17 protein-coding genes and 3 riboswitches are annotated in these 20828 nt (G+C 43.4%); of the genes, 1 reads left to right on the top strand and 16 read right to left on the bottom strand.

Annotated features, from left to right (window positions below; all coding sequences use genetic code 11):
- Positions 1–13: 13 nt before the first annotated feature.
- From ACHOLT_RS06015 to ACHOLT_RS05975, 9 genes are all read right to left on the bottom strand, one after another.
- Entirely contained in the window at positions 14–1759 is a 1746-nt protein-coding gene (locus tag ACHOLT_RS06015) for a S41 family peptidase (RefSeq protein ID WP_425807912.1), read from the bottom strand.
- A gap of 40 nt (positions 1760–1799) precedes the next feature.
- Entirely contained in the window at positions 1800–2990 is a 1191-nt protein-coding gene (gene mutY / locus ACHOLT_RS06010) for an A/G-specific adenine glycosylase (protein ID WP_425806480.1), read from the bottom strand.
- Between the two features lie 12 nt (positions 2991–3002).
- Entirely contained in the window at positions 3003–5876 is a 2874-nt protein-coding gene (locus tag ACHOLT_RS06005; protein ID WP_425806479.1) for an EAL domain-containing protein, read from the bottom strand.
- A gap of 166 nt (positions 5877–6042) precedes the next feature.
- Positions 6043–6264: an aspartyl-phosphate phosphatase Spo0E family protein gene (locus ACHOLT_RS06000; protein ID WP_425806477.1), complete on the bottom strand. Its 222-nt coding sequence runs from the start codon at positions 6262–6264 to the stop codon at positions 6043–6045.
- A gap of 182 nt (positions 6265–6446) precedes the next feature.
- Positions 6447–7814 carry a PFL family protein gene (locus ACHOLT_RS05995; RefSeq protein WP_425806475.1) on the bottom strand — a complete coding sequence of 456 codons (1368 nt, stop codon included), beginning with the start codon at positions 7812–7814 and terminating at the stop codon, positions 6447–6449.
- A gap of 23 nt (positions 7815–7837) precedes the next feature.
- Positions 7838–8140, bottom strand: a complete 303-nt coding sequence (locus tag ACHOLT_RS05990) for an ACT domain-containing protein (protein ID WP_425806474.1) — start codon at positions 8138–8140, stop codon at positions 7838–7840.
- A gap of 153 nt (positions 8141–8293) precedes the next feature.
- A riboswitch (glycine riboswitch) is annotated at positions 8294–8382 on the bottom strand.
- Position 8383: 1 nt separating this feature from the next.
- Positions 8384–8463, bottom strand: a riboswitch (glycine riboswitch).
- Positions 8464–8528: 65 nt separating this feature from the next.
- The gene (locus ACHOLT_RS05985; protein ID WP_425806472.1) at positions 8529–9107 is read right to left on the bottom strand and encodes a Uma2 family endonuclease; all 579 of its coding nucleotides are present in this window, start codon (positions 9105–9107) and stop codon (positions 8529–8531) included.
- 85 nt (positions 9108–9192) lie between these two features.
- Complete coding sequence (locus tag ACHOLT_RS05980) at positions 9193–10677, bottom strand: DEAD/DEAH box helicase (protein WP_425806471.1); 1485 nt, start codon at positions 10675–10677, stop codon at positions 9193–9195.
- Between the two features lie 136 nt (positions 10678–10813).
- Entirely contained in the window at positions 10814–12238 is a 1425-nt protein-coding gene (locus tag ACHOLT_RS05975) for a hypothetical protein (RefSeq protein ID WP_425806470.1), read from the bottom strand.
- A gap of 197 nt (positions 12239–12435) precedes the next feature.
- Between ACHOLT_RS05975 and ACHOLT_RS05970 the strand changes: the two genes are divergently transcribed.
- A complete protein-coding gene (locus ACHOLT_RS05970) occupies positions 12436–12789 on the top strand; it encodes a cupin domain-containing protein (protein WP_425806468.1) in 354 nt (117 codons plus the stop codon).
- A gap of 110 nt (positions 12790–12899) precedes the next feature.
- Here the strand turns inward: ACHOLT_RS05970 and ACHOLT_RS05965 are convergent, their stop codons facing one another.
- From ACHOLT_RS05965 to ACHOLT_RS05935, 7 genes are all read right to left on the bottom strand, one after another.
- A complete protein-coding gene (locus ACHOLT_RS05965) occupies positions 12900–13115 on the bottom strand; it encodes a prevent-host-death protein (RefSeq protein WP_425806467.1) in 216 nt (71 codons plus the stop codon).
- Position 13116: 1 nt separating this feature from the next.
- Positions 13117–14178, bottom strand: coding sequence for an HD-GYP domain-containing protein (locus tag ACHOLT_RS05960; protein ID WP_425806466.1), 1062 nt, complete (start codon positions 14176–14178; stop codon positions 13117–13119).
- Positions 14179–14247: 69 nt separating this feature from the next.
- Positions 14248–14340, bottom strand: a riboswitch (cyclic di-GMP riboswitch).
- A gap of 84 nt (positions 14341–14424) precedes the next feature.
- Positions 14425–15702, bottom strand: coding sequence for a nickel-dependent lactate racemase (gene larA, locus ACHOLT_RS05955; RefSeq protein WP_425806465.1), 1278 nt, complete (start codon positions 15700–15702; stop codon positions 14425–14427).
- A gap of 92 nt (positions 15703–15794) precedes the next feature.
- Positions 15795–16091, bottom strand: coding sequence for a cytotoxin (locus ACHOLT_RS05950; RefSeq protein ID WP_425806464.1), 297 nt, complete (start codon positions 16089–16091; stop codon positions 15795–15797).
- A gap of 40 nt (positions 16092–16131) precedes the next feature.
- Entirely contained in the window at positions 16132–16389 is a 258-nt protein-coding gene (locus tag ACHOLT_RS05945) for an AbrB/MazE/SpoVT family DNA-binding domain-containing protein (RefSeq protein WP_425806462.1), read from the bottom strand.
- Positions 16390–16527: 138 nt separating this feature from the next.
- Positions 16528–19665, bottom strand: coding sequence for an efflux RND transporter permease subunit (locus ACHOLT_RS05940; RefSeq protein ID WP_425806460.1), 3138 nt, complete (start codon positions 19663–19665; stop codon positions 16528–16530).
- A complete protein-coding gene (locus ACHOLT_RS05935) occupies positions 19662–20795 on the bottom strand; it encodes an efflux RND transporter periplasmic adaptor subunit (protein ID WP_425806459.1) in 1134 nt (377 codons plus the stop codon). Before ACHOLT_RS05935 ends, ACHOLT_RS05940 begins: the two co-directional genes overlap by 4 nt.
- Positions 20796–20828 lie beyond the last annotated feature (33 nt).

The following is a 20828-nucleotide window of genomic DNA, read 5'->3' as shown; positions in this document are numbered from 1 at the left end:
TAAATTAATTACATTACTTTGACTTGACTTTTACATCCAGAATAGCTTGCCCATAGTCTGGCAAAGGAAGAAGTTCTCCTTGAGGTTTCTTCGATTGTTGGGGCTGGATGGATGAGTTCGACTGAATCTTAGCCGAACTGCTGCTCGATGCAGTAGTTTGAATTACAGCCAATGCGCCATCAGGAAGAGATGTCCCATCTTGATTCAAAATTGTAGGGTGTGTAATAAGCCAGTATGTTTTTCCTGCTTCCAGAAGGTCTGTCGGAATAACCTGAAGCTGTTGATCACTTAAGGGAGTAAAGTTGAGCGGTACGCGTTTCCCGCTTTCTTTTTCAATAAGCTCTAAACTTTCAGCAGTGACACTTTTCCAGTTGATCGGCCCGCCGAACGTAACAATAAACTTTTTATCGAGCGATACTCCTTGAAGCCCTTTAATTTCTCGATAGCCCGGGTAATAAAGCGGCCATAACTTTGTCTTATCCTCATTACTGAAGCTAAGCCAGCCTTGTTCTGTTCCTTTTTGCAAATTTTCCGGACTAAGGCTTGAAACAAGCTCACCATAGGCTTGCCAAAACTCTGCGTTCTTTGCCTGATCTAAAGGGATTTTCCAGAACTTGTTATTGACATAAACCCGAACAGAACCGGCATGATCACTATTAGGTTGAACCGAACCTTTTAAAAGAAGTTCGGCCGTTTTTTCCGAATCCGAGTTTATTATTTTAACATCAGGGTTTATTCCTATTTTATTAATCTCATGGCCAAAAGGGGAAAAGAACTTAGCAATGGTCATTTTGAGCACACTCCCATCCGAGAGTTGAAACATGCTCTGAACAGAGCCTTTTCCATAGGTCCGATTCCCGATAATCGTCGCCTTATGGTAATCCTTAACGACACTTGTTAGAATTTCCGAAGCACTTGCGCTGTTTTCATTTGTTAAAAACATAGTTGGTTCACTTAAAAGAATGCTTTGTTTAACTCCGGGAAAAGTAGAAGTTCTATTTCGATCCTTTGTTTGCAGAGCCGTCTTATCTCCTATAAAATACCCGGCTAAATTTAAGGCGGAAGTTAAATATCCGCCCGGATTATCGCGCAAGTCAATAATCCAGGCTTTTGCTCCTTTTCCTTTAAGATCCATGACCTCCTGATCAAATCCAGCCGGTGTGGTCGTTCCGAACGAATGAATTGCAATATAACCAATTCCGCCTTCGATAAGTTTTCCCTCTACCGTTGGAACTTCAATAGCTCGGCGAGAGACCTGTAAATTCAAGGTTGTTTCTCCCCGTTTTACGGTGATCTGAACCGTGCTTCCTTCCGGTCCACGTAAAAGACCGACGGCTGTATCCTGAGAGAGACCGGCTAAGGACTGACCGGCCGCTTCAGTGATAATATCCCCTGTTTTAAGTCCGACCTCATCTGCAGGCGATCCTTCAATCAAGGATGTGATCCGAATCCCTTCTGAAACAAGCTCGATATATACGCCGATGCCCGAAAACGTCATATCTATAGAATTAATGAAATCTTGATACTGTTTTGCAGTGAAATAAATTGTATGAGGATCCCCTAGTTTTGTCAATGTTTCAGCTATAGTCGGTGCACTCAAAACATCACTGGATACAGGGTCAACATAATCCTCTTGCAATAACGTTCTAACTTCAGGCAATGCAGTTTCTGCCGCCAATACCGGAGTTGAAAGAATTAAACTCGCCGCCAGCCCTAAGGCAATTATCCCTTTCCGGCGTTTAATAACCTGTTTAAACATCAATTGTCTGCCTCCCCTTAATCCTCTCTATATTTCAACCTTACCCCTCATAATTCCTGTTCGGTTCTTCTAAAAGCTTTTGAAAAGCAACCGGTAAGGCCATCCTTTTGAGTTCTTCCCGACTAACCCAGCACAATCCGATATCGCTTATTTCATCCGGCCATTCTAAATCAACCCAATACATTTCCCAACGGCGATGACTAAAAATATGAAAAATCGGTCCCTTAACTTCTAAGCCTTTCTCCAGCTTTTTCTTCATGTTTTCATCCTGAGAATGATCTGAAACAACTCGCTGATAAAGATCATACCAAAACCCCGGACGTAAAAATTCACGATTTAGAACTTGGTCACTTTTACCATATAACTCACCCGACTCTGCAGCTACTATACAGTCATTACTGTTGTTAGATATTTGAAGGTCATGCTTAAGAATTTCTTCGCCCGGGAACTCCCATAGATCTGCCAGAAGCCCGCTGGAGGGACGTTTTCGAACCAGCAGCTGATCTCCTTTTCGAATCATTAACGTAAAACGAAAAGCTTCCATTACACGAGGCTGTTCTTGTTTAACCGGGAATGCTAACTCTTGTCCTAACCGATGAGCATCACACTCTATTTCCAGCGGGCATTCCCCGCAGCGGACATTTTTAGGAGCACATAAGGTCGCTCCTAATTCCATTAAGGCCTGATTAAAATCTCCCGGGTATTTACTCGATTGAGCCTCCTTTAAAAGCTCCCGAAAAACCCGGCGGCTCTTCACCTTAGCGGTCGGCTCTTCCCAAGCGATAAGGCGGGCAAGCACCCGATTGACATTTCCATCAATAGCAGGGACCCGTTCCTGGTAAGCGATGCTGGCAATAGCCCCTGCTGTGTACTCCCCAACCCCTGGAATTTTAAGCAGGTTTTCATAGGTTTCAGGAACCTTGCCTTCGCAATGTTCGAAAACAAATCGCGCCCCCTCCCAAAGATGGCGGGCACGCGAATAATACCCGAGTCCCCTCCACATCTCCAACACTTCCTCAAGCTCAGCCTCGGCTAGGCTCCGAACGGTCGGAAAGCGTTTAAGAAACTTTTGATAATAGGGAATTACTGTTTTTACCTGAGTTTGCTGAAGCATCACCTCGGAAACCCAGATCGCATAAGGATCCTCCGTATTGCGCCATGGCAGATCCCGCTTGACTCGCCAGAACCACTGTAATAAATGTTGAGGCCAAACCGACCCAGACTGTTTCAAAATAATGCTCCTTTATTTAACCTTTGAACTATTTCCCATATGAAGATATTTCTCAACTTCCACCGGAGGCACAGGCTTGCAAAAGAGATAGCCCTGCATTTCATGACATCTGTTCGTACGAAGGAAAATCTGTTGATTCTCCGTTTCTACCCCTTCAGCAATGACCTTTAAGTTCAGGCTCTGGGCTAGATGAATAATGGTAACTACGATGGCCTCCCCATTCTCATCAATCCCGATATCCTGGACAAAAGATTGATCCACTTTTAAGGTATCAATCGGAAGTTTCCGCAAATAATTCATCGATGAATAGCCGGTGCCAAAATCGTCAATGGCAATCCTAACACCCAGCTGTTTAAGTCTACGTAACTGTTCCATAGAATCTTCGGCATACTCCATTGCGATACTTTCGGTAATCTCAATTTCAAGCCACTGCGGGTCCATCCCCGTCTCTTTAATCACCTCTGCAACCTTTTCGATAAATTGAGGTTCGCGGAATTGACGAGCTGAAATATTGACCGACATTCGCAGCCCGGGATAACCGGGCTGCCGCCATTTCAGGCTTTGGATACAAGCGCTGCGTAAAATCCATTCACCCATGGGCACGATGAGTCCCGTTTCCTCTGCAATAGGTATGAAAACCCCTGGAGAAATGAGACCTCGCTCAGGAGAATTCCAGCGAATTAACGCTTCTACCCCTTTGATCTCACCGGTTTTTAAATCAACCTGAGGTTGATAGTACAGCATGAACTCTTCACGCTCAAGCGCCTTACGCAAACTATTTTCTAAGGCAAGTCTCTCCTGGACTTTCATATTAAGCGCCTCTGTAAAAAATTGATAATTGTTGCGTCCCAACTCTTTGGCATGATACATCGCGGTATCTGCCTGCTTCGTTAGGGTTTCCATATCCTCCGCATCCGCAGGATAAAAGCTGATCCCTAAACTCGGCGTAATAAAAACCTCATTTCCCTCTAAAAAGAAGGGGGTAATGAAAACCTGAAGAACACGCCTTGCAACGTTTTCCGCATCTTCAATCTGTTCTAAATTCGATAAGAGCAGAACAAACTCATCCCCGCCAAACCGTCCGAACGTGTCCCCGACATATAAGCTTTCGATTCGCTTGGCAACAAGTTTTAAGAGCTGATCCCCTAAATGATGCCCTAGGCTATCATTGATCAGCTTGAATTGATCAAGATCCAATAAAATCAGGGCACATTGCGTCTGATTCTTTTTCGCTTGGGCAAGCGCTCCTTTTAAATGCTCATTAAAAAGAAGCCGATTAGGCAACCCGGTTAGTTCATCATAATGAACCTTGTACCAGATCACTTCTTCAGCCTCTCTGCGTTCGGATATATCCCTTATGACAGCTAAAATAACAGATCTTCCCTTTAGATTGGCTCCATTAATGCTTACTTCTACAGGAAAGACCTTCCCTGTTTTTGTCATATGATTCGTTTCATATTGAAGCCCATTTACCGATCCGGTAAGCAATTCTTCTGCATGCTCCCTTTCAATGGACAGCCAGAAAGCCTGAATATTTAGATTCAACAGTTCCTCGTGAGAATAGTCATACATTCTCTCCGCTGACTCATTAGCATCAATAATTCGACCATCCAAAGCAACAAACAAAATCGCTTCATTTGCATGCTCCGCAAGAATACGGAACCGCTCCAGCCGTTCACGCTCTTCAATGCTCGCAACAGCGATCGCTAACTGATACGCTAAATGCTCTAAAATGGTCATTCGTTTTGAATCAAAGAAGTCTGGCAATTCCGAATAGAGAACAAAAACTCCAATAACACTGCCTTGATGAATGAGAGGAAACGCTGCGACGGACTTAATACCAGGTCCCTCTAAATTCTCTTTCCAAAGTGAATAAAGAAGATCATCGGTTTCAAATTCAAAGATTTGCGGTATACCCAGGCGAATCGCTCTGCCTACTGCGCCCTGACCATATACTGAATCATCCCAGCGTACCATTGCATTATTGACACTTTGTGCTCCGGCATGAGTACTGAAAGCGACTCTTCCATCTTCCTCTTTCGAGCCCACCCAGGCACATATAAATCCTATTTTTTCCACCATATAATTGCAGATTTTTTCTTCAATAGCTTTAAGAGAACTTCCTTTAAGGACCATTTGATCAATTTCATTTAAGATTTTTGTGACAATCTCTAATCGTTTTTCCTCTGAATAGTCAATTAAGGTTACAACAATTTCTTTTCCGTCAAAATCAGTTTTATCAATGGAATCCGTATTTGCTAAAAGCCAGCGTTTAGAACTCCCTGCCTCATTAACCTCAATTTCCAAGGAGAGATCCGCGTTAACGGACTCTATAAATTTAGGAACCAATTCTTTCCAAGAAAAAAGTTCTCCTTGTATATTAAATTGAGCACCGGACTCCATTCCCAATAAGATTTGGGCTGGATTATTCGCTTGAACGACCTGCCCTTTCTCATTGAGAACGAGAATGCCATTGGAAACTCCTTCATAAAGTCCCCTGTAATAAGCCTCACGATCTTGAATTTCGTCAAATTGCTGTCTTAATTCTTCCTCCGCAGCGACAAGTTCTTCATGTGTTGCTTCAAGTTCCTGATGAGTTGCTTCTAATTCTCCATGTGCCGTTTCCAGCTCATTATAACTTCGATGTACTTTCTGTTCCGTGTCCTTTAAAATTCGGTAAGATCGCCTGATCATCGCGTATAAAAGCAGAGCGGTAAATGCGACATAGAACCATCCTTTGATCACTTCCAAGAAAAACATGGTTCGATGTTCAATTGGAAGCATCCCTATAAAACGATCTGAAAAAAGAACCCAGGCTCCTCCCACAAGGGCATAGATTACCGCTATATGTAAAGGCGTAAGTCCTTTATTCCATTTCCAGCCCATGGTATCACTCTTTCTTTCATAGATAAAGTAAGTTATTCTACAAATTTCCTCACAATCCTCTTTGATCCCCTCAGAATGTACTTTAAGACTGAAATCTTAACATGTACTCACGTTCGACAAGAACAAGAAAGTCCCGGGCATTTAAACATTGGTTAAACGCCTGGGACTACTCTGCCGTCATATAATGATGATATTCATTAAGTAATTCATCAAGCTTTTGACTCATTTGCACAACTTCTAAATCTATTAAGTTCTTATTCCGAGCAATAATATAAAGCATATATCTCTGTTCTTCAATTTTTTCCAGTAATTCTTCAGCTATTCTTCGATTCTCACATCCTTCAACATTTTTTTCGCTAAATATGACTTTCTCCCTCCTTTTATTCACAAGAGGTAGATTATTCTTTGATATCTATCCATATAATACCATTATATGCATTTATTTGCTAGCAAAATCTTTAAGATTTCGTTAAATTTCTTACAACTTTTTATAAGAAATGAGCCGATATTTCACAATCGTGAAATATCGGCTCATTGACTATGGATAGCTAAATATTTTTGGAGGAGCAATTAATTCGATAGGCTCGTGATCGGCGCAGGAATACGGCCTCCGCGCTTCACAAATTGTCGTGCCGAAAATGGATTTACGTTAATAATGGGGGCTCCGCCGAGCAATCCGCCAAATTCAACGCGTTCTCCAGCCTTTTTGCCAATAGCCGGAATTACGCGAACCGCTGTCGTTTTCTTGTTGATCATCCCGATAGCAGCCTCATCCGCAATAATTCCTGCAATGGTCTCAGCTTCAACATCTCCAGGGATCGCAATCATATCCAGTCCTACAGAGCAGACACAAGTCATTGCTTCTAACTTAGCCAGGGTTAATGCTCCCGTTTCTACAGCACGAACCATTCCAGCATCCTCGGAAACAGGGATAAAGGCTCCACTTAAGCCTCCGACATGTGAGGACGCCATCGCCCCGCCTTTTTTCACAGCATCATTAAGGAGGGCTAAAGCCGCCGTTGTACCATGTGCTCCGCAGCGTTCTAAACCCATATTTTCCAGAATCTCGGCCACACTGTCTCCGATAGCAGGAGTCGGTGCCAAAGATAAATCAACAATTCCAAAAGGAACGTTTAAGGCTTTTGATGCTTCCCTACCAATAAGCTCCCCTGCCCGAGTAATTTTAAACGCTGTCCGCTTAATCAGATTCGCCAGTTCTCCGAGATCCGCTTCTGGATTTTTCTCAATCGTCTTGGCCACCACGCCCGGTCCACTTACACCGACGTTAATTACTACTTCGGGCTCACCTACTCCATGGAAGGCTCCAGCCATAAATGGATTATCTTCTGGCGCATTACAAAAGACAACAAGCTTTGCCGCTGCAATTCCATCTTTATCTGCGGTAAGACGAGCACTCTCTAAAACCGTTTGACCCATTTTATAGACGGCATCCATATTAATACCGGCTTTTGTTGAACCAATATTGACGGAGGAACAGACAAAATCCGTCTCCGCAAGCGCTTGGGGAATCGAAGCAATCAGCGCTTCATCACCCTTTGTAAAGCCTTTTTGAACAAGTGCTGAGAAACCGCCCAGGAAATCGATTCCTACGGTCTTCGCCGCGCGATCCAGCGCTTTAGCCAAGCGAACCATTTCCTCAGGCTTAAAATTTGATCCCAGAAGGGCTGCCGGTGTGACGGAAACACGCTTATTGACAATCGGAATCCCATAACGTGAAGCGAGTTCTTCTCCTACGTTAACGAGATTCTCAGCTTTCCGCGTAATTTTATCATAAATTTTTTGTTCAACGACTTTAATATCATCCCCTGCACAATCGAGCAAGGAAATTCCCATGGTTATTGTCCGTATATCGAGGTTTTCGTGTTCAACCATCTCCAGCGTTTGAAGAATTTCCTGTGGTGTTATGTTTAGAGCCATTTCAGTTCTCTCCCATTCTATAATTAAATCCGATGCATAAAGGCAAAGACATCCTCATGTTGAGCGGTAACCTTTAGCCCGCGTTCTTCAGCCTCTTTACTCAGTTTTGCAGATAGATCACCCAATGAATGAGAGGCTTGACTTAGATCAACGACCATGATCATTGTAAAAAATCCTTGCAGAATCGTTTGACTGATATCCAGAACATTAACAGATTCTTCCGCCAAACGCCCGGTAACCCAGGCAATAATTCCAATTTGGTCTTTCCCAACCACAGTAATAATAACTCGATTTGATTTTTCTTTCTTCTGATCGTTGATGCTCATTTTCAACGACTCCTTTCAATTGCTTGTTGACGCTTCATATAATAGCTTTTTACTCTCTTCCTTTATTTGCGGTAAAAAAAAGAGTTTCATCCTTGCGGATTTAACTCTGGAGAAATATATTAGGTATTATTAAGTCACTTACTTAAGCCTTACCTTCATATCTCTGTCCTTTTGCCTGAGAGATTGCAGCAAACGCTGTTTGCCCCTTCGGCGCCCTTTCGGGACTCTCCAGAGTCCTGTCCGCTTCCAGTTCCACTCCTTGCGAAGTACCTGAGAGTATTACTCCTTCGGTGGGCAAAACGCCGCTCTCCTGTAAAGCCTCATCCAGTTTACTATTAGATTAAGATTTATTATATAGCAGATACCTGTTCGATTTCAACTCCTTACCCTAGGTATTTGGAAAAACAGATTTTAGATCAATGAAAAGATCAGCGAAAATAGATACCTTAATTTGATCATCTTCCGTAAAAATATCCGGCCGACCATATCTCTGATCATCCTTTAATTTAAATACACTTACAAGCTTACCCTCAGGTTCAACGATCCAATATTCCTGAACTCCAGCTTTTTCATATTTATTAAACTTTATGAACCGATCCATTTTAATTGAGGAAGGCGACATTATTTCAAGGATCAGATCAGGAGCACCCTTGAATCCTTTTTCATCTAATTTAGATGTATCATACACAATGGTAATATCCGGCTCAACAACATTTTTAATCTCTTCATTTTGCTCTTCACCGCCCTCTGTTAACCTTACACAGAATGGCGCAGAATAGACCTTACAGGGTTTGTCGGAAAGATAATGATGAAACTGAGCGAATAGCTCGCCCAATATTTCTTGGTGAATAGGCGATGGGGCAGCTTGCCTATAAGCTGCAGCATCAATAATCTCCCATCTCTCATCTTCCGGCCAGGTTAGGTAGTCTGCATAAGTATATATTTTATCGGATTGTGGTATTGACATAGCATCAACTCCTTACAGAGTCTCAACTCTTATACCTCTATTGTTAATTTATGCTATCACAAAACTAAGTACGTATCAACACTTCTTACCCTTTCGGAAAAGATGTCGGCTTCCAGCCGCCTCGCTTGTTTTCCCGTCTGCCCCGGTCATTACTCTGGCCGCGCTCCTTACTATATCCTCGGTCATTTCGCCCGCGTTCATTTCTTCCATATCCTCTAGGATTAAAAGATCTTTTTTGGGCAGCCTTTGAACGAAGCGGAGCAACATCTGTTAAGTGTATCTCAATCGCATCGGGTTCTTTTGTTAACATCTTAAGGGCTGCGGCTAACAGCGTCACCGAATCGTTCTCTTCCAGCAGATCCTTCGCCAATCCTTGATAGGGGCCGAGATCTTCCTCGGCAATTACACGCAGCAGCTTTTCCATCGTGATCCGCTGCTGCCCTTCGATCGCTTCAACCATAGTTGGTACGGGTTTGCGGATCATCTTATGTTTCGTAAGCTGTTCAATCAAGCGTAATTGACCTATCTCGCGAGGAGTAACAAAGGTTATAGCTAAACCAGCTTTTCCTGCACGTCCCGTTCGACCAATCCTGTGGACATAGCTCTCCGGATCTTGAGGAATATCGAAATTATAGACATGGGTTACTCCACTGATATCTAACCCACGTGCTGCTACATCAGTGGCTACTAAGACTTCGATCGTTCCCTCTTTGAACTGACGCAGTACACTGTCACGCTTACTTTGTGTCAAATCGCCGTGAATCCCTTCGGCGGAATAGCCCCGCTTATTTAACCCCTCAGAAAGTTCATCCACTCTCCGTTTGGTCCGACCAAACACAATGGCTAATTCCGGAGACTGCATATCCAAAAGCCGGCAGAGCACATCAAATTTCTGCTTCTCTTGTACTTCAAGATAGTGTTGCTCAATATTTGCAACGGTAACCTCCTTGGCTTTAACACTGATAAACTCCGGTTCCTTCATGAAACGCTGGGCAAGATTCTGAATGCTTTTCGGCATCGTCGCTGAGAAAAGTAAAGTCTGACGGTCTTCTGGTACTTCTTGTAATATCGTTTGTATGTCTTCAACAAAACCCATATTGAGCATCTCATCTGCCTCGTCTAAGATGACCATCTGGATTTCGTTCAGGCGAATCGTTCTCCGCCTCATATGATCCATCAAACGCCCCGGAGTCGCAACAATAATTTGCGGCCTTTTCTTCAACGCTCTAATCTGCCGATCAATCTCTTGCCCTCCATAGATCGGCAAGGTTTGAATCCCTTTATACTGCCCAATCTTATTGAGTTCTTCCGCGACCTGCACAGCCAGTTCTCGGGTCGGAGACAGGACAATTCCTAGAACTTGTCCCAGCCCTTCCTGCATTTTTTCTACAAGCGGTATCCCAAAGGCCGCCGTTTTCCCTGTTCCCGTTTGAGCCTGCCCGATTATATCCTTCCCCTTTATCGCCTTGGGAATCGTTTGCTCTTGAATCGGTGTTGCCTCTTCAAAACCCATGTTTTCCACAGAACGAATCACGTCTTCACTCAAACCCAATTCACTAAATAGCGCCATCTATACTATCTCCCTGTTATTAGATTTTCTCCCTTAGTTTAGCCATTCGCCCAACATCTAAAACGAATAAGCAAAAAGAACGCCCATAACTTGAATGTTCTCTAATTATCTCTTACTTTCTCAAGGAAAACAAGGATTAGTTCATCCGGGTGTAATCCGTGTAATCCGGTTCAAACCATTTTATCCCGATGCTCTGCTTTCCTGATTTATCCGCTCCATTGCGCTGAATCTCTTGATCGGGAATGGGGACAGAATTAATGAGTAAAGTATATTGCCCAGGATCGTTTACATAAAAAGTCAGCCCTCGGACATCCTCCAAGATTGGAGTTGACTCTCCTAATACCGGATCCTCAATTTTCGTTAAGTTAATATAAAACTTGCCTTCAGATTGCAATACAGAAAAACGAATGTAATGATTTACTCGATCATAATTCAAAAGCCGCTCTGTCCGAGCCACTAAAATTTTTCGATCATCTTGATATTTCTTAAGTAATTGCAAGGCTTGAACATCATTCGTATTAAAAGCCAGTGCTTCATATCCCTTGCCTAAGTGCTGGGCAACTACAGAGTACTTTTCATTCTGGGCAAGTTCATCTAAATGGGCTTTATTAAACTGGCGGGGTAATTCATGAACCTCCCAAGTCCAAATCCGTTTTCCCGCTGCCATGTCATAGGCATAGCGATAAAATCCCCATACCTGTTTCCCATCACGAAGCTTGATCGGAAAGAGCGGATCATCATAACTAAATTGACTCATGCCAACCGAATTCCAAACAAACTTAATTCCGTTACCCAGTGTAAGGTCAGTATGATAATAAGGGGATTTAGGATCGTCACCTGCCTGATAAAACGAAAAGCCCTTAGGATTATAAGCCCCAAAGTTTTGCACATTCGTTTCTGTGCCATGATTGATCCAGACCTCCGGCATAAAACCGCTCGTTCTCATCTCTTTCCACGCTAAATCTGCTAACTCACGTGAAAATAATAATTTTTTATCATTACGGCTGAAGTCTCCAAACGTATGCAACGAATCAATCCATCCTGCTTTATAGTAATGGATGATTTTATCGGCATCTTTAGGCACCTTCGGATTTACGCCCTGGAAATAAGACATTGAATTCACTAAAGAATGCCCCTCATGATCTAACTTATCTCCATAATTATCTGCTATATACATCCAGGCCGAATCCGCAATATCCAAGCCCAAGCCTTGACCATAAGGAGTTTTTTCCTTCGTATTGAGGAAACGATGATAATCCTCAAACTCTGCAAGCGATGTTGAATCAATATCCGAGGAAATCGCCAACATGCTTTGATAAGGATAAGGGAATTTTCTTACCTTAATGTCCTGATCTGTAACAGGAACCATCTCCGCCTTGGGTTTTTGCTGAGCTTTAGCTTCGTCACTGGATTGTTCAGATTCGGATTGTGTACTAATTGCCTGTCCATTTGTCGGTGTTGTACGAAGTATGAGATTGCTTGCAAAAAGTAAAGAAAAAATACAAACAACAATAAGGATAAGTTTTCCTATGTCTTGTTTTTGTTCTTCTTTTTCTATCAAGACTGCACCTTCTTATAAAGCTCTTCTCCAATGAGAATAGATTGCTAACGAAACCATTTCCTTCTTCAGTGTATTCGCCCCTTAGGAAATTATCAATACCTTTCCCGGGATAAAATCGTGACTCAAATCACATACTCTACTCTAAACGCAGCTTATAATTAAAGCATAAAGATTAGGCTTTAAGGAGGAATATAAAAATGATTAACATCATGAAAAACATTGAATTTTCACAAGTACTCAACTTAAAGGAACTGATTTCTTATAAAAAAGGCCAGGTCATCAGTATGACTCTCGCTCAGATTCCAGCTGTAAATATTACGTTATTTTCACTGGACGAAGGGGAAGGGATCAGTACGCATACTACTTCCGGAGATGCCATGGTTCAGATCTTGGATGGCGAAGCGGAAATCACTATAGGAGATCAAACCCTGACCGTCAAAGAAGGAGAAACCGTCATCATGCCTTCCGACATTCCGCATGGTCTAGAAGCCCGAAAATCTTTCAAAATGCTCCTCACCGTCATCAAAAAGCCTAAAGACAAGGAATTATAAATTAAAAAGACCCTTTGAGGGTCTTTTTAATTTAGCAGCCATGAATAATCTTGTCTGCAATCTACTACTGCATCCACAAATACTCATCGGAAACAATCACCTGGTAGTATTTAAGATCGGTGTCCATGAAGAGTCTCCTTAACTGCTGCTTTCATCATGTTAGTCACTTCATCAACCGAATAACCGGTTTTTCCATTCAGCCGCCCTTCCTCAGAATCAATCAAATGTTCTCTCAATCGCAGCATGCTTTCACGCCTTACGAATGATTCGATATTGTTGTAGTTTTTTCGGATTTCCGCTGAAGGTTTGATATTTATCCCTAACATTTTATTCGAGAATTGATTCGATAAAAGTCGTCCGATCCTCGACTAAATTATATTCCTTTGCCTTGTCCTGATTAGGATCATCACCCGCCATCAAAACCCGGACAACCGGACGCATTGGCAAGCTTTTGTTTTGGTCAACAACAATCCCGACTTCTCCCGTGTTTAGTTTTACTGTGCACCCGGTAGGATAAGCCGCAATATGTTTTAGGAAAAGTACGACAAGATTAAGCGGAAACAATTTATCCGCACAACCCATGACAATTTCGCATGCTTCATGAGGCAGCGTTCGCTTATGCCCAGGCCCATCATTCACGAGATTATCATAAAAATCAGCCAGACCTACGATCTGAGCCAAGGAATTAATTTTGTCGCCCGACAGATTACGCGGATATCCGCTTCCATTCATCCACTCGTGATGCTGGAACGCGATATGAGCACTCAAAAGATTGATATCCCGCTTCACCCGAAGAATTTCAAAACCATGTGCCGTATGTGATTTATAAAGTTCAATTTCTTTCGTTGTAAACTCTTCACGCTTGGCTAAGAGCTCCTTAGGGAGCTTTACTGTTCCAATATCGTGAAGCAAAGCACCAACCGCTAAAGCCTCAAGATTATCCCTATCTAAACCAAGTGCCTTGCCGATAATCGTAGCAAGTACGCACACACTTACGGAATGGGCGAAAACCTGATTATCATAACTCCGCATATCCGTTAAACTAACAAAGATCTCCTTTTGAAAAAGAATATCTTCAATAATATTATCCACTGCTTTTTTTACTTGGAAGCCATCGAAATCTTTGCCAATTCGAACCGCTTCACCTGAATGCTGTAAAGAAATCATTGCCTCGCGCCGATTTTCCTCAGAGACAACATCTTCAATGTTAATATCTTTCGTTTCTTCATCATCAATATAAATGATGCTGATGCCTAATTTCTTTAAACGTTCAATATAAGCAGAAGAAAGGGGTATTCCTCTTCCCAGCAAAACGCGCCCATCATGAGCATAGATTGTCTTACCCAGCAGATCTCCTTCTTGAATGCGATTAATACTTAATTGGCGCATCTGTATCTTCCTTTCAAAAAAAAAATCGCCAGCAATTAAGCATGGCGACAATTCTCAGGTTTAAGCGAATTCGATAGCCTGGCAGTCATCAGATCGTCAAACCGACCCGGAAGACCCATAGCTTTGCGTCCTTGGCTTTCACCAAGTTTGCCATTGTCGATGCAATAATCCATTTCGTTCATAAATTCATTATAGCATGACCACAAAAAATGACCATATCGAATCACTTATACAATCATATTTTTCTTATTTTCCTTTATATAAGGGAATCGTTGCTCCTCCATAAGGCATAAGAAGGATATCCTGCCTGTCTTGATTAACACCCGCAAGTTTAAGCGCTTCCTCCAAAGAGTTCGCTCCATGAATACCCATCGGCTTAACAAGTTCCGGATCAATCGTGGAATAGAGAACAACTTTAGCCTTTGCTGAAGCTTCGACGGCTGCGTAGAAAATATAGCCGGGTATTGTAAAGTTCTTGCGCAAATCCGGATCCAGCGTTCCTTGAACGAGAGGTTTACTCCAGCCAAAAAACTCATCAGCCCCCGCTCCATCTCGGCACTCAGCCAACAGCAGGATTGTACCGCCCGGTTTTACGGCCAAGGCTGCATTAAATAACGATTTTACCCCTTGATAAAGAGAAATATCTTTGGGGAATCCTCCGCAGCTCGCAATCACGAGATCCGCCTGCTTAGCAATCGGAACCCCAAATTTTTCGTCTGCCCACTGACACCCATCTTCCCACGCTTCAAGCCAATGCCCCCCCACTATGCGAGCAATCCGGCCGTTCGTATGAATAATCGCGTTGACCAAAAATTCCGGGTTAACAAAACGGGCCGCATCCACCATATCTTCATGCAAGGGATTTCCTTCAAGAGCTCCTACGCCGATAAGCGGGTTAGAGTGCGCTTCCTCCGGATCCAACGAATGCAAATGGTTCTGCGCGATCGTTCGCCGGCTGGACACACCGGGAAGAATTGATTTTCTTCCTCCGCCAAAGCCTGCCATCAAGTGATGAACAATCCCTCCGGTGAGAATGACCTTACGATCGACAACCCATTTATTGACTTCAACAACCGTTCCCCTCGGAGTTGTCCCAACATAAACCATTTCTGAACGGTCACAGTCATGATCGACAATGGTTAAATGGTTAAAAAGCTCTTCGCCGACGATTTTTTGATGTTCTTCCGGCGTTTGATTGCGGTGGGTTCCCGTAGCCACTAAAATCAAGATATCTTCGTCAGAGATACCCAAATTATTTAAACGTTTCACAATATGCGGTAAAAACTCATGAAGCTTAACAAGCCGTGTAACATCACTGACGACAATCGTTACTTTATCTCTTGCGGTAAAAAGCTGGTTAAAGGGCAGAGTTCCTTTGGGATGATCCAAAATATGCTGAACTTCTTTTTCCACATCCTCAATGCACTGTATTTCTTGAGCGTGAAGCTCCTGCAATATACTATCTTCTTCTAAATTAAAGGTCAGATACCCTTCACCATATTTGAGCTTATATTCCTGTTTCATCAATCAGCCTCATTTCCTACCTATTCTTGGGCAGCAGTTTTTTTATCCGCACAACTTATGCTTCTCCTATTTTCCCCTAGCGGAAAGACCACTTAAAACGGTGGTCGTAGACAATGATCATGATCACCTATATTTCTTAATAAACAAACTTGCTCGCCATTCTCATCTTCAATCCATTCAAAAGTAAACCGGATAGACATATTGAGACTTGCTTCCCATATGTTATCTGTTCCTTGAATCCGTTTCACTCTAAATGATGGATGCTGCCATTCCTCTTCAAATTGAGCAATCTTATCCGAAAAAAGGAGTCTAACTTCTCTTGGTAATTTTTTAAATGCCCGTTCAAAACGAGGAGCCCATTGGAAAGTGATCGATTTTTCATTCGTCATCTTTCATAAGCTCCTCCATAAGTTCCTTTGCAGAATTTGCTCATTTTGTAAGCCCCGCATCAATTTCTGCCTGAGCTTCTTTTTCAGCGGTTTGCCACTCTTTCGTCCAAAACCATTCCTGGTCAGCAGGAATAACTTTCTTAGGTTCTAAAATAATCTTTCCATCTTGAACACAAAGTTCTAAAAGATCCCCATCCGTTAGTTTAAGTTCACGTGTTAGATCTGCTCCTAGGGTAAGAACTGAGCGTTTACCTAGCCGCACTAATCCATACGATTTTTTCTTAGGCACCGCTTGCATTACTTATCCCGCTTTCTGTATCTCTGACATTCTGTAATTAGTATACCAAAAATTAACTCAAGTTAAAAGGATTGCAAAAACCCCTGGAAAACTTCCAGGGGTTCACATCTTTGTTCGCAATTATTATAATACTTTATCTTATGCTTGCCCAGATAAAGTCGGTTTATTTAAGCCCTTCCCCTTTTTTCTGCGGAAAAACCGTTTATTCCGGATATCTTCAAATATCGTATAAATCACAGGTACCAGTAAAAGTGTGGAAACCGTGGAAAATGCCATCCCGAAAATAACGACAACAGCCATTGGGGACATCGATTCCGAGCCTTCGCCAATCCCAAGAGCCATGGGAATTAAGCCAAGTACAGTCGCCAGCGAGGTCATAACGATTGGCCGCAAGCGAATCGGTCCTGCATTTTCAATAGCCGTCTCCCGTTCCTCTCCTCTTTCTCTGCGCTTATTGATATAGTCAACCAGGACAATCGCATTACTGACAACAATCCCAATCAGAAGGATTAAGCCGATGAAAGAAGGTACACTGAGAGTCTTTCGGGTAATGAACAAGCCAAACATTCCTCCAGAGAAACCCATCGGCAGAGATAAAATAATCGTGAACGGATGAAGCAAGGACTCAAACTGGGAAGCTAAGATCATATAGACGAGAACGATGGCCAAAATCATGGCTAAACCCAGATCTTTAAACGAATCCGCCATTTGCTTATTCTGACCGTTTAATTCATACGTATACCCATCCGGCATTCCATACGCTTTGAGCTTGCTCTCAATATCTTTGGAGATACTGTTGACATCCCGATTCATGATCTGACTTGTGATGTTCACAACTCGGGTTTGACCTGTCCGGCTGATACTTGCAGGCCCCCGGTCCAGGGTAACGCTGGCCACTTCGCTTAAAGGTACGCTGATACCGGACTGAGTAGGTATTGGAGTCTGTTCAAGGTTGGAAATACTCGATTTTAGAGTCTCATCCCCGCTGATTACGACATCAATCTCTTTTCCTTCATAGCGATAACGCGTTGCCGTCGTACCGGAGATCATTCCTTTCACTGCTTGAGAGATCTGCCCTGCGGTTAAACCAAACTGAGCCGCATTTTTACGGTTCACATGGACCTGAACCTCAGGCACCCCCTCATTCATACTCGTTTTAACCTCCCGCGTTCCGTCAACCGTTGCGACGATTCCCTTAATATCATTCCCAATTTTCTTTAACTGATCAAGGTCGTCTCCTTTAACGGCAATATCGACAGGAGATGTACTCCCCCCCATCGACATGTTATCAGTAACTGTCACTTGAATCTGAGCACCGGCAATATCCTTCGTCAGTCCCCGGATCTCATCCGCAACCTGACCGACACTTCTTGAACGCGCTTTAAGATCAGTGAGCTCAACATTAACCGAGCCGACATTCGTTGTATTGCCGCCTATAGAAAACTCTCCGCTCGTTCCGATCTGAACAAAAGCGGTTTTAACCTCTTGAATCCCTTCAAGCTTTTTTTCAATCTGAGCAATGACATCATCCGTATCCTTAAGTTTTGCACCATCCGGCAAAGTAACGGAAACTGTTAACTGCCCTGAATCGGATACCGGCATGAATTCTGCCCCCAGCTTTAGGGTTGATAAAGCGGAAAGCACAAAAATGACAATTGAAATGACCACTACGGTCTTGCGATGCGTCAAGGAAAAATGCAAAAACCTGCGATAAGCCCCTTCCACGCTTTCAAAGGATCGATCGAACCACCGGCTGAAGCGATCCATCACGCCAAAAAGACCCTTTCTTCCCTCAGGAATACCATCCGCTTTCATCAGCTTCGAGGAAAGCGTCGGCACTAAGGTCAGCGATACAGCCAAAGAGGCTAATAGAGAAATGCTCACGGTTAAAGCCAGTTCCCGGAAAAGAGTCGCCGTAAGCCCCTGAACAAAGACAATCGGCAGAAATACGCTTACGGTTGTCAAGGTCGAAGCGGTAATGGCCATCCCGATTTCAGAGACACCTTTGATGGCTGCTTCTGTTTTACTATGCCCGGACTGTCGGAAACGATAAATATTCTCCAGAGATACAATATTATCGTCAACAAGGCGCCCCATTGCTAAAGACAAACCGCCCAGGGTCATCATATTGATCGTAATCCCCAAGAAATAGAGCGCTGCAAATGTGGCCATTAAAGCAATCGGAATAGCTGTTGCCGTAATAAAGGTTGTGCGCAGATTATGAAAAAAGAGAAAGAGAACAATAATAGCAAGGAGTCCCCCTAATAAAGCCTCTTTCACTACCGTATTAATCGATTGCTTAATATAGACAGACTGATCCATAACCGTATTAAAGTTGAGATTCGGATAATCCGTTTTGAGTTCTTTTAGCGTTTTAGCAACTTCATCCGCAACCTGAACCGTATTCGTCCCCGATTGTTTCTGAATGGAAATACTGATACTCTGGTCGCCATTCGTCCGAGAGATTGAACTCTGGTCAGCATGACCAAGGGTTACTTCGGCAATATCCTTGAGACGAATCTGTCCTCCCGTCTGCAAAGGAATAAGAAGATCCTTGATTTCATCCAGCGACTGAAATTCGCCCATCGTACGAATCGTCAAATCTTGAGTTCCCTTTTGAACCTGACCGCCCGGAGAATTCTGGTTTTCAGCTCCGAGTATCCCGGAAAGAGTCGCAATGCTTAAGCCATAGCCTTTTAACTTTTCTTCATTTACCTTTACGTTGACCTGTGTTTGATACCCACCGGTTACGCTAACAGACGCTGCGCCTTTGACCCGCTCCAGCCTGGGTTTGATCTTATCTTCCGCTAAGGTTTGCAGGGAAGCCAAATCCCCCCCTTTTTCAGATACCGTCAGCTGAACAATCGGCATCATTGTGGGGTCGATTTTCATAATCATCGGTGCTTCAACCTCAGTCGGGAATAAACGCTTAACCAGATCCACCTTTTCCCGCATTTGCAGTGTCGCAAAATTCATATCGGTTCCATATTTAAACTGAGCGACGACAATCGACTTTCCTTCAGTCGTTGTCGAGGTTACGGTATCAATATTTTCAACAGTCGAGATTGCACCCTCAATTGGATCCGTAAGCAATTTCTCGATTTCTTGAGGACCAACCCCAGTGTACGTGGTAACAACTACGGCTACTGGAATCTCCATATTCGGAAGCAAGTCAATCGGTAATCGGCTTAAGGAAACCGAGCCAAGCAAAATAATGATCAGCATGACCATAATGATCGTAACGGGGCGTTTAACCGATACCTCAGCTAATTTCAAGATGCGTTCCCCCCAACGACCTTTACTTTGCTCCCCTGATCAACAAGGGTTTGTCCTTTAATAATTACAGAATCGCCTGGATTTAAACCCTTCGTTATTTCGACTAAAGCCCCTGTATCCAAGCCTGTCGTCACTTCTTTTTCTGCAGCAGTACCATTCTCAACGACATAAACCATCGTTTTCCCATTCTTGGTCACGACGGCTTCACTCTTAACCGCCAGCACATTGGGGCGGGACTGAGTCGGCATATCAACTTTGGCAAACATTCCCGGCTTGATCTTTCCCTCCGGATTATCGACTGCAATTTTAACAGCATAAAGCATCGTCTTGCCATCAGCCGAGGGAGCAAGACTTGAAATCTTCCCGCTTATTTCCTGAGCGCTCGCTGAAGCAATGGTCACTTTGGCTTCTTGTTCCGGCTTAATATAGTTCACAATATTCTCTGGAACATTAAGTGCAACATAAAGGGAATTCAGCTGAGTTAAGGTCACCGCAGGCTGGGCGTTCGAAGCCATCTCACCAACCTTGATATTGACCGCGGCAACCGTTCCTTCCGCGGGTGCTGTGACCACAGCATTGCTCAAGCTGTCCTGCGCCTGTTGCAGGCCCAGTTTAGCCTGATCCCACTGGATCTGAGCCATCTGCAAAGGAGTCTCGGAAGCTTGATTTTCAAAGGTCTCCAACTGAGACTTAGAAATAGCGCCAGCCTCATAAAGCTGCCTCTGCCGATCAAGATTCGTTTTGGCCAAGTCAATCTTTTCCTTTGTCAACTGGTAGTTAGCTTCTGCATTGCGTACCCCGACAGAGGCCGTATCGACAGCCTTCTGAAAATCTGAGGAATCCAACGTAAACAGTACGGTCCCTACACTTACCGAATCCCCGACTTTAACGTTTACAGAACTTACTTTACCCGGTGTTTTCGGAGTAAGAGATAAATCCTGATCTGAGCTGACCTTTCCACTGAAGCTTGTTGTTTCGACAAGCGTTTGAACAGCAGCAGGCTGCACCTCTACAGGAATGTATTTTTCCTCAACAGTCGCTGCTTTCTGTGAACCACATCCACTTGCCAATAAAGCAATACTCACCCCAACACAGGCTATGTATAATCGAACACGCTTCCACTTCCTCAAGCCTTACGCCTCCCTAAAATTGAATTCCATAAA

It is taken from the genome of Desulfitobacterium nosdiversum, assembly GCF_049860565.1.
GTDB classification, from domain to species: Bacteria; Bacillota; Desulfitobacteriia; order Desulfitobacteriales; family Desulfitobacteriaceae; genus Desulfitobacterium_A; species Desulfitobacterium_A nosdiversum.
The sequence above is the reverse complement of the archived record's forward strand: the minus strand, read 5'-3'. Positions and strand labels throughout refer to the sequence as shown.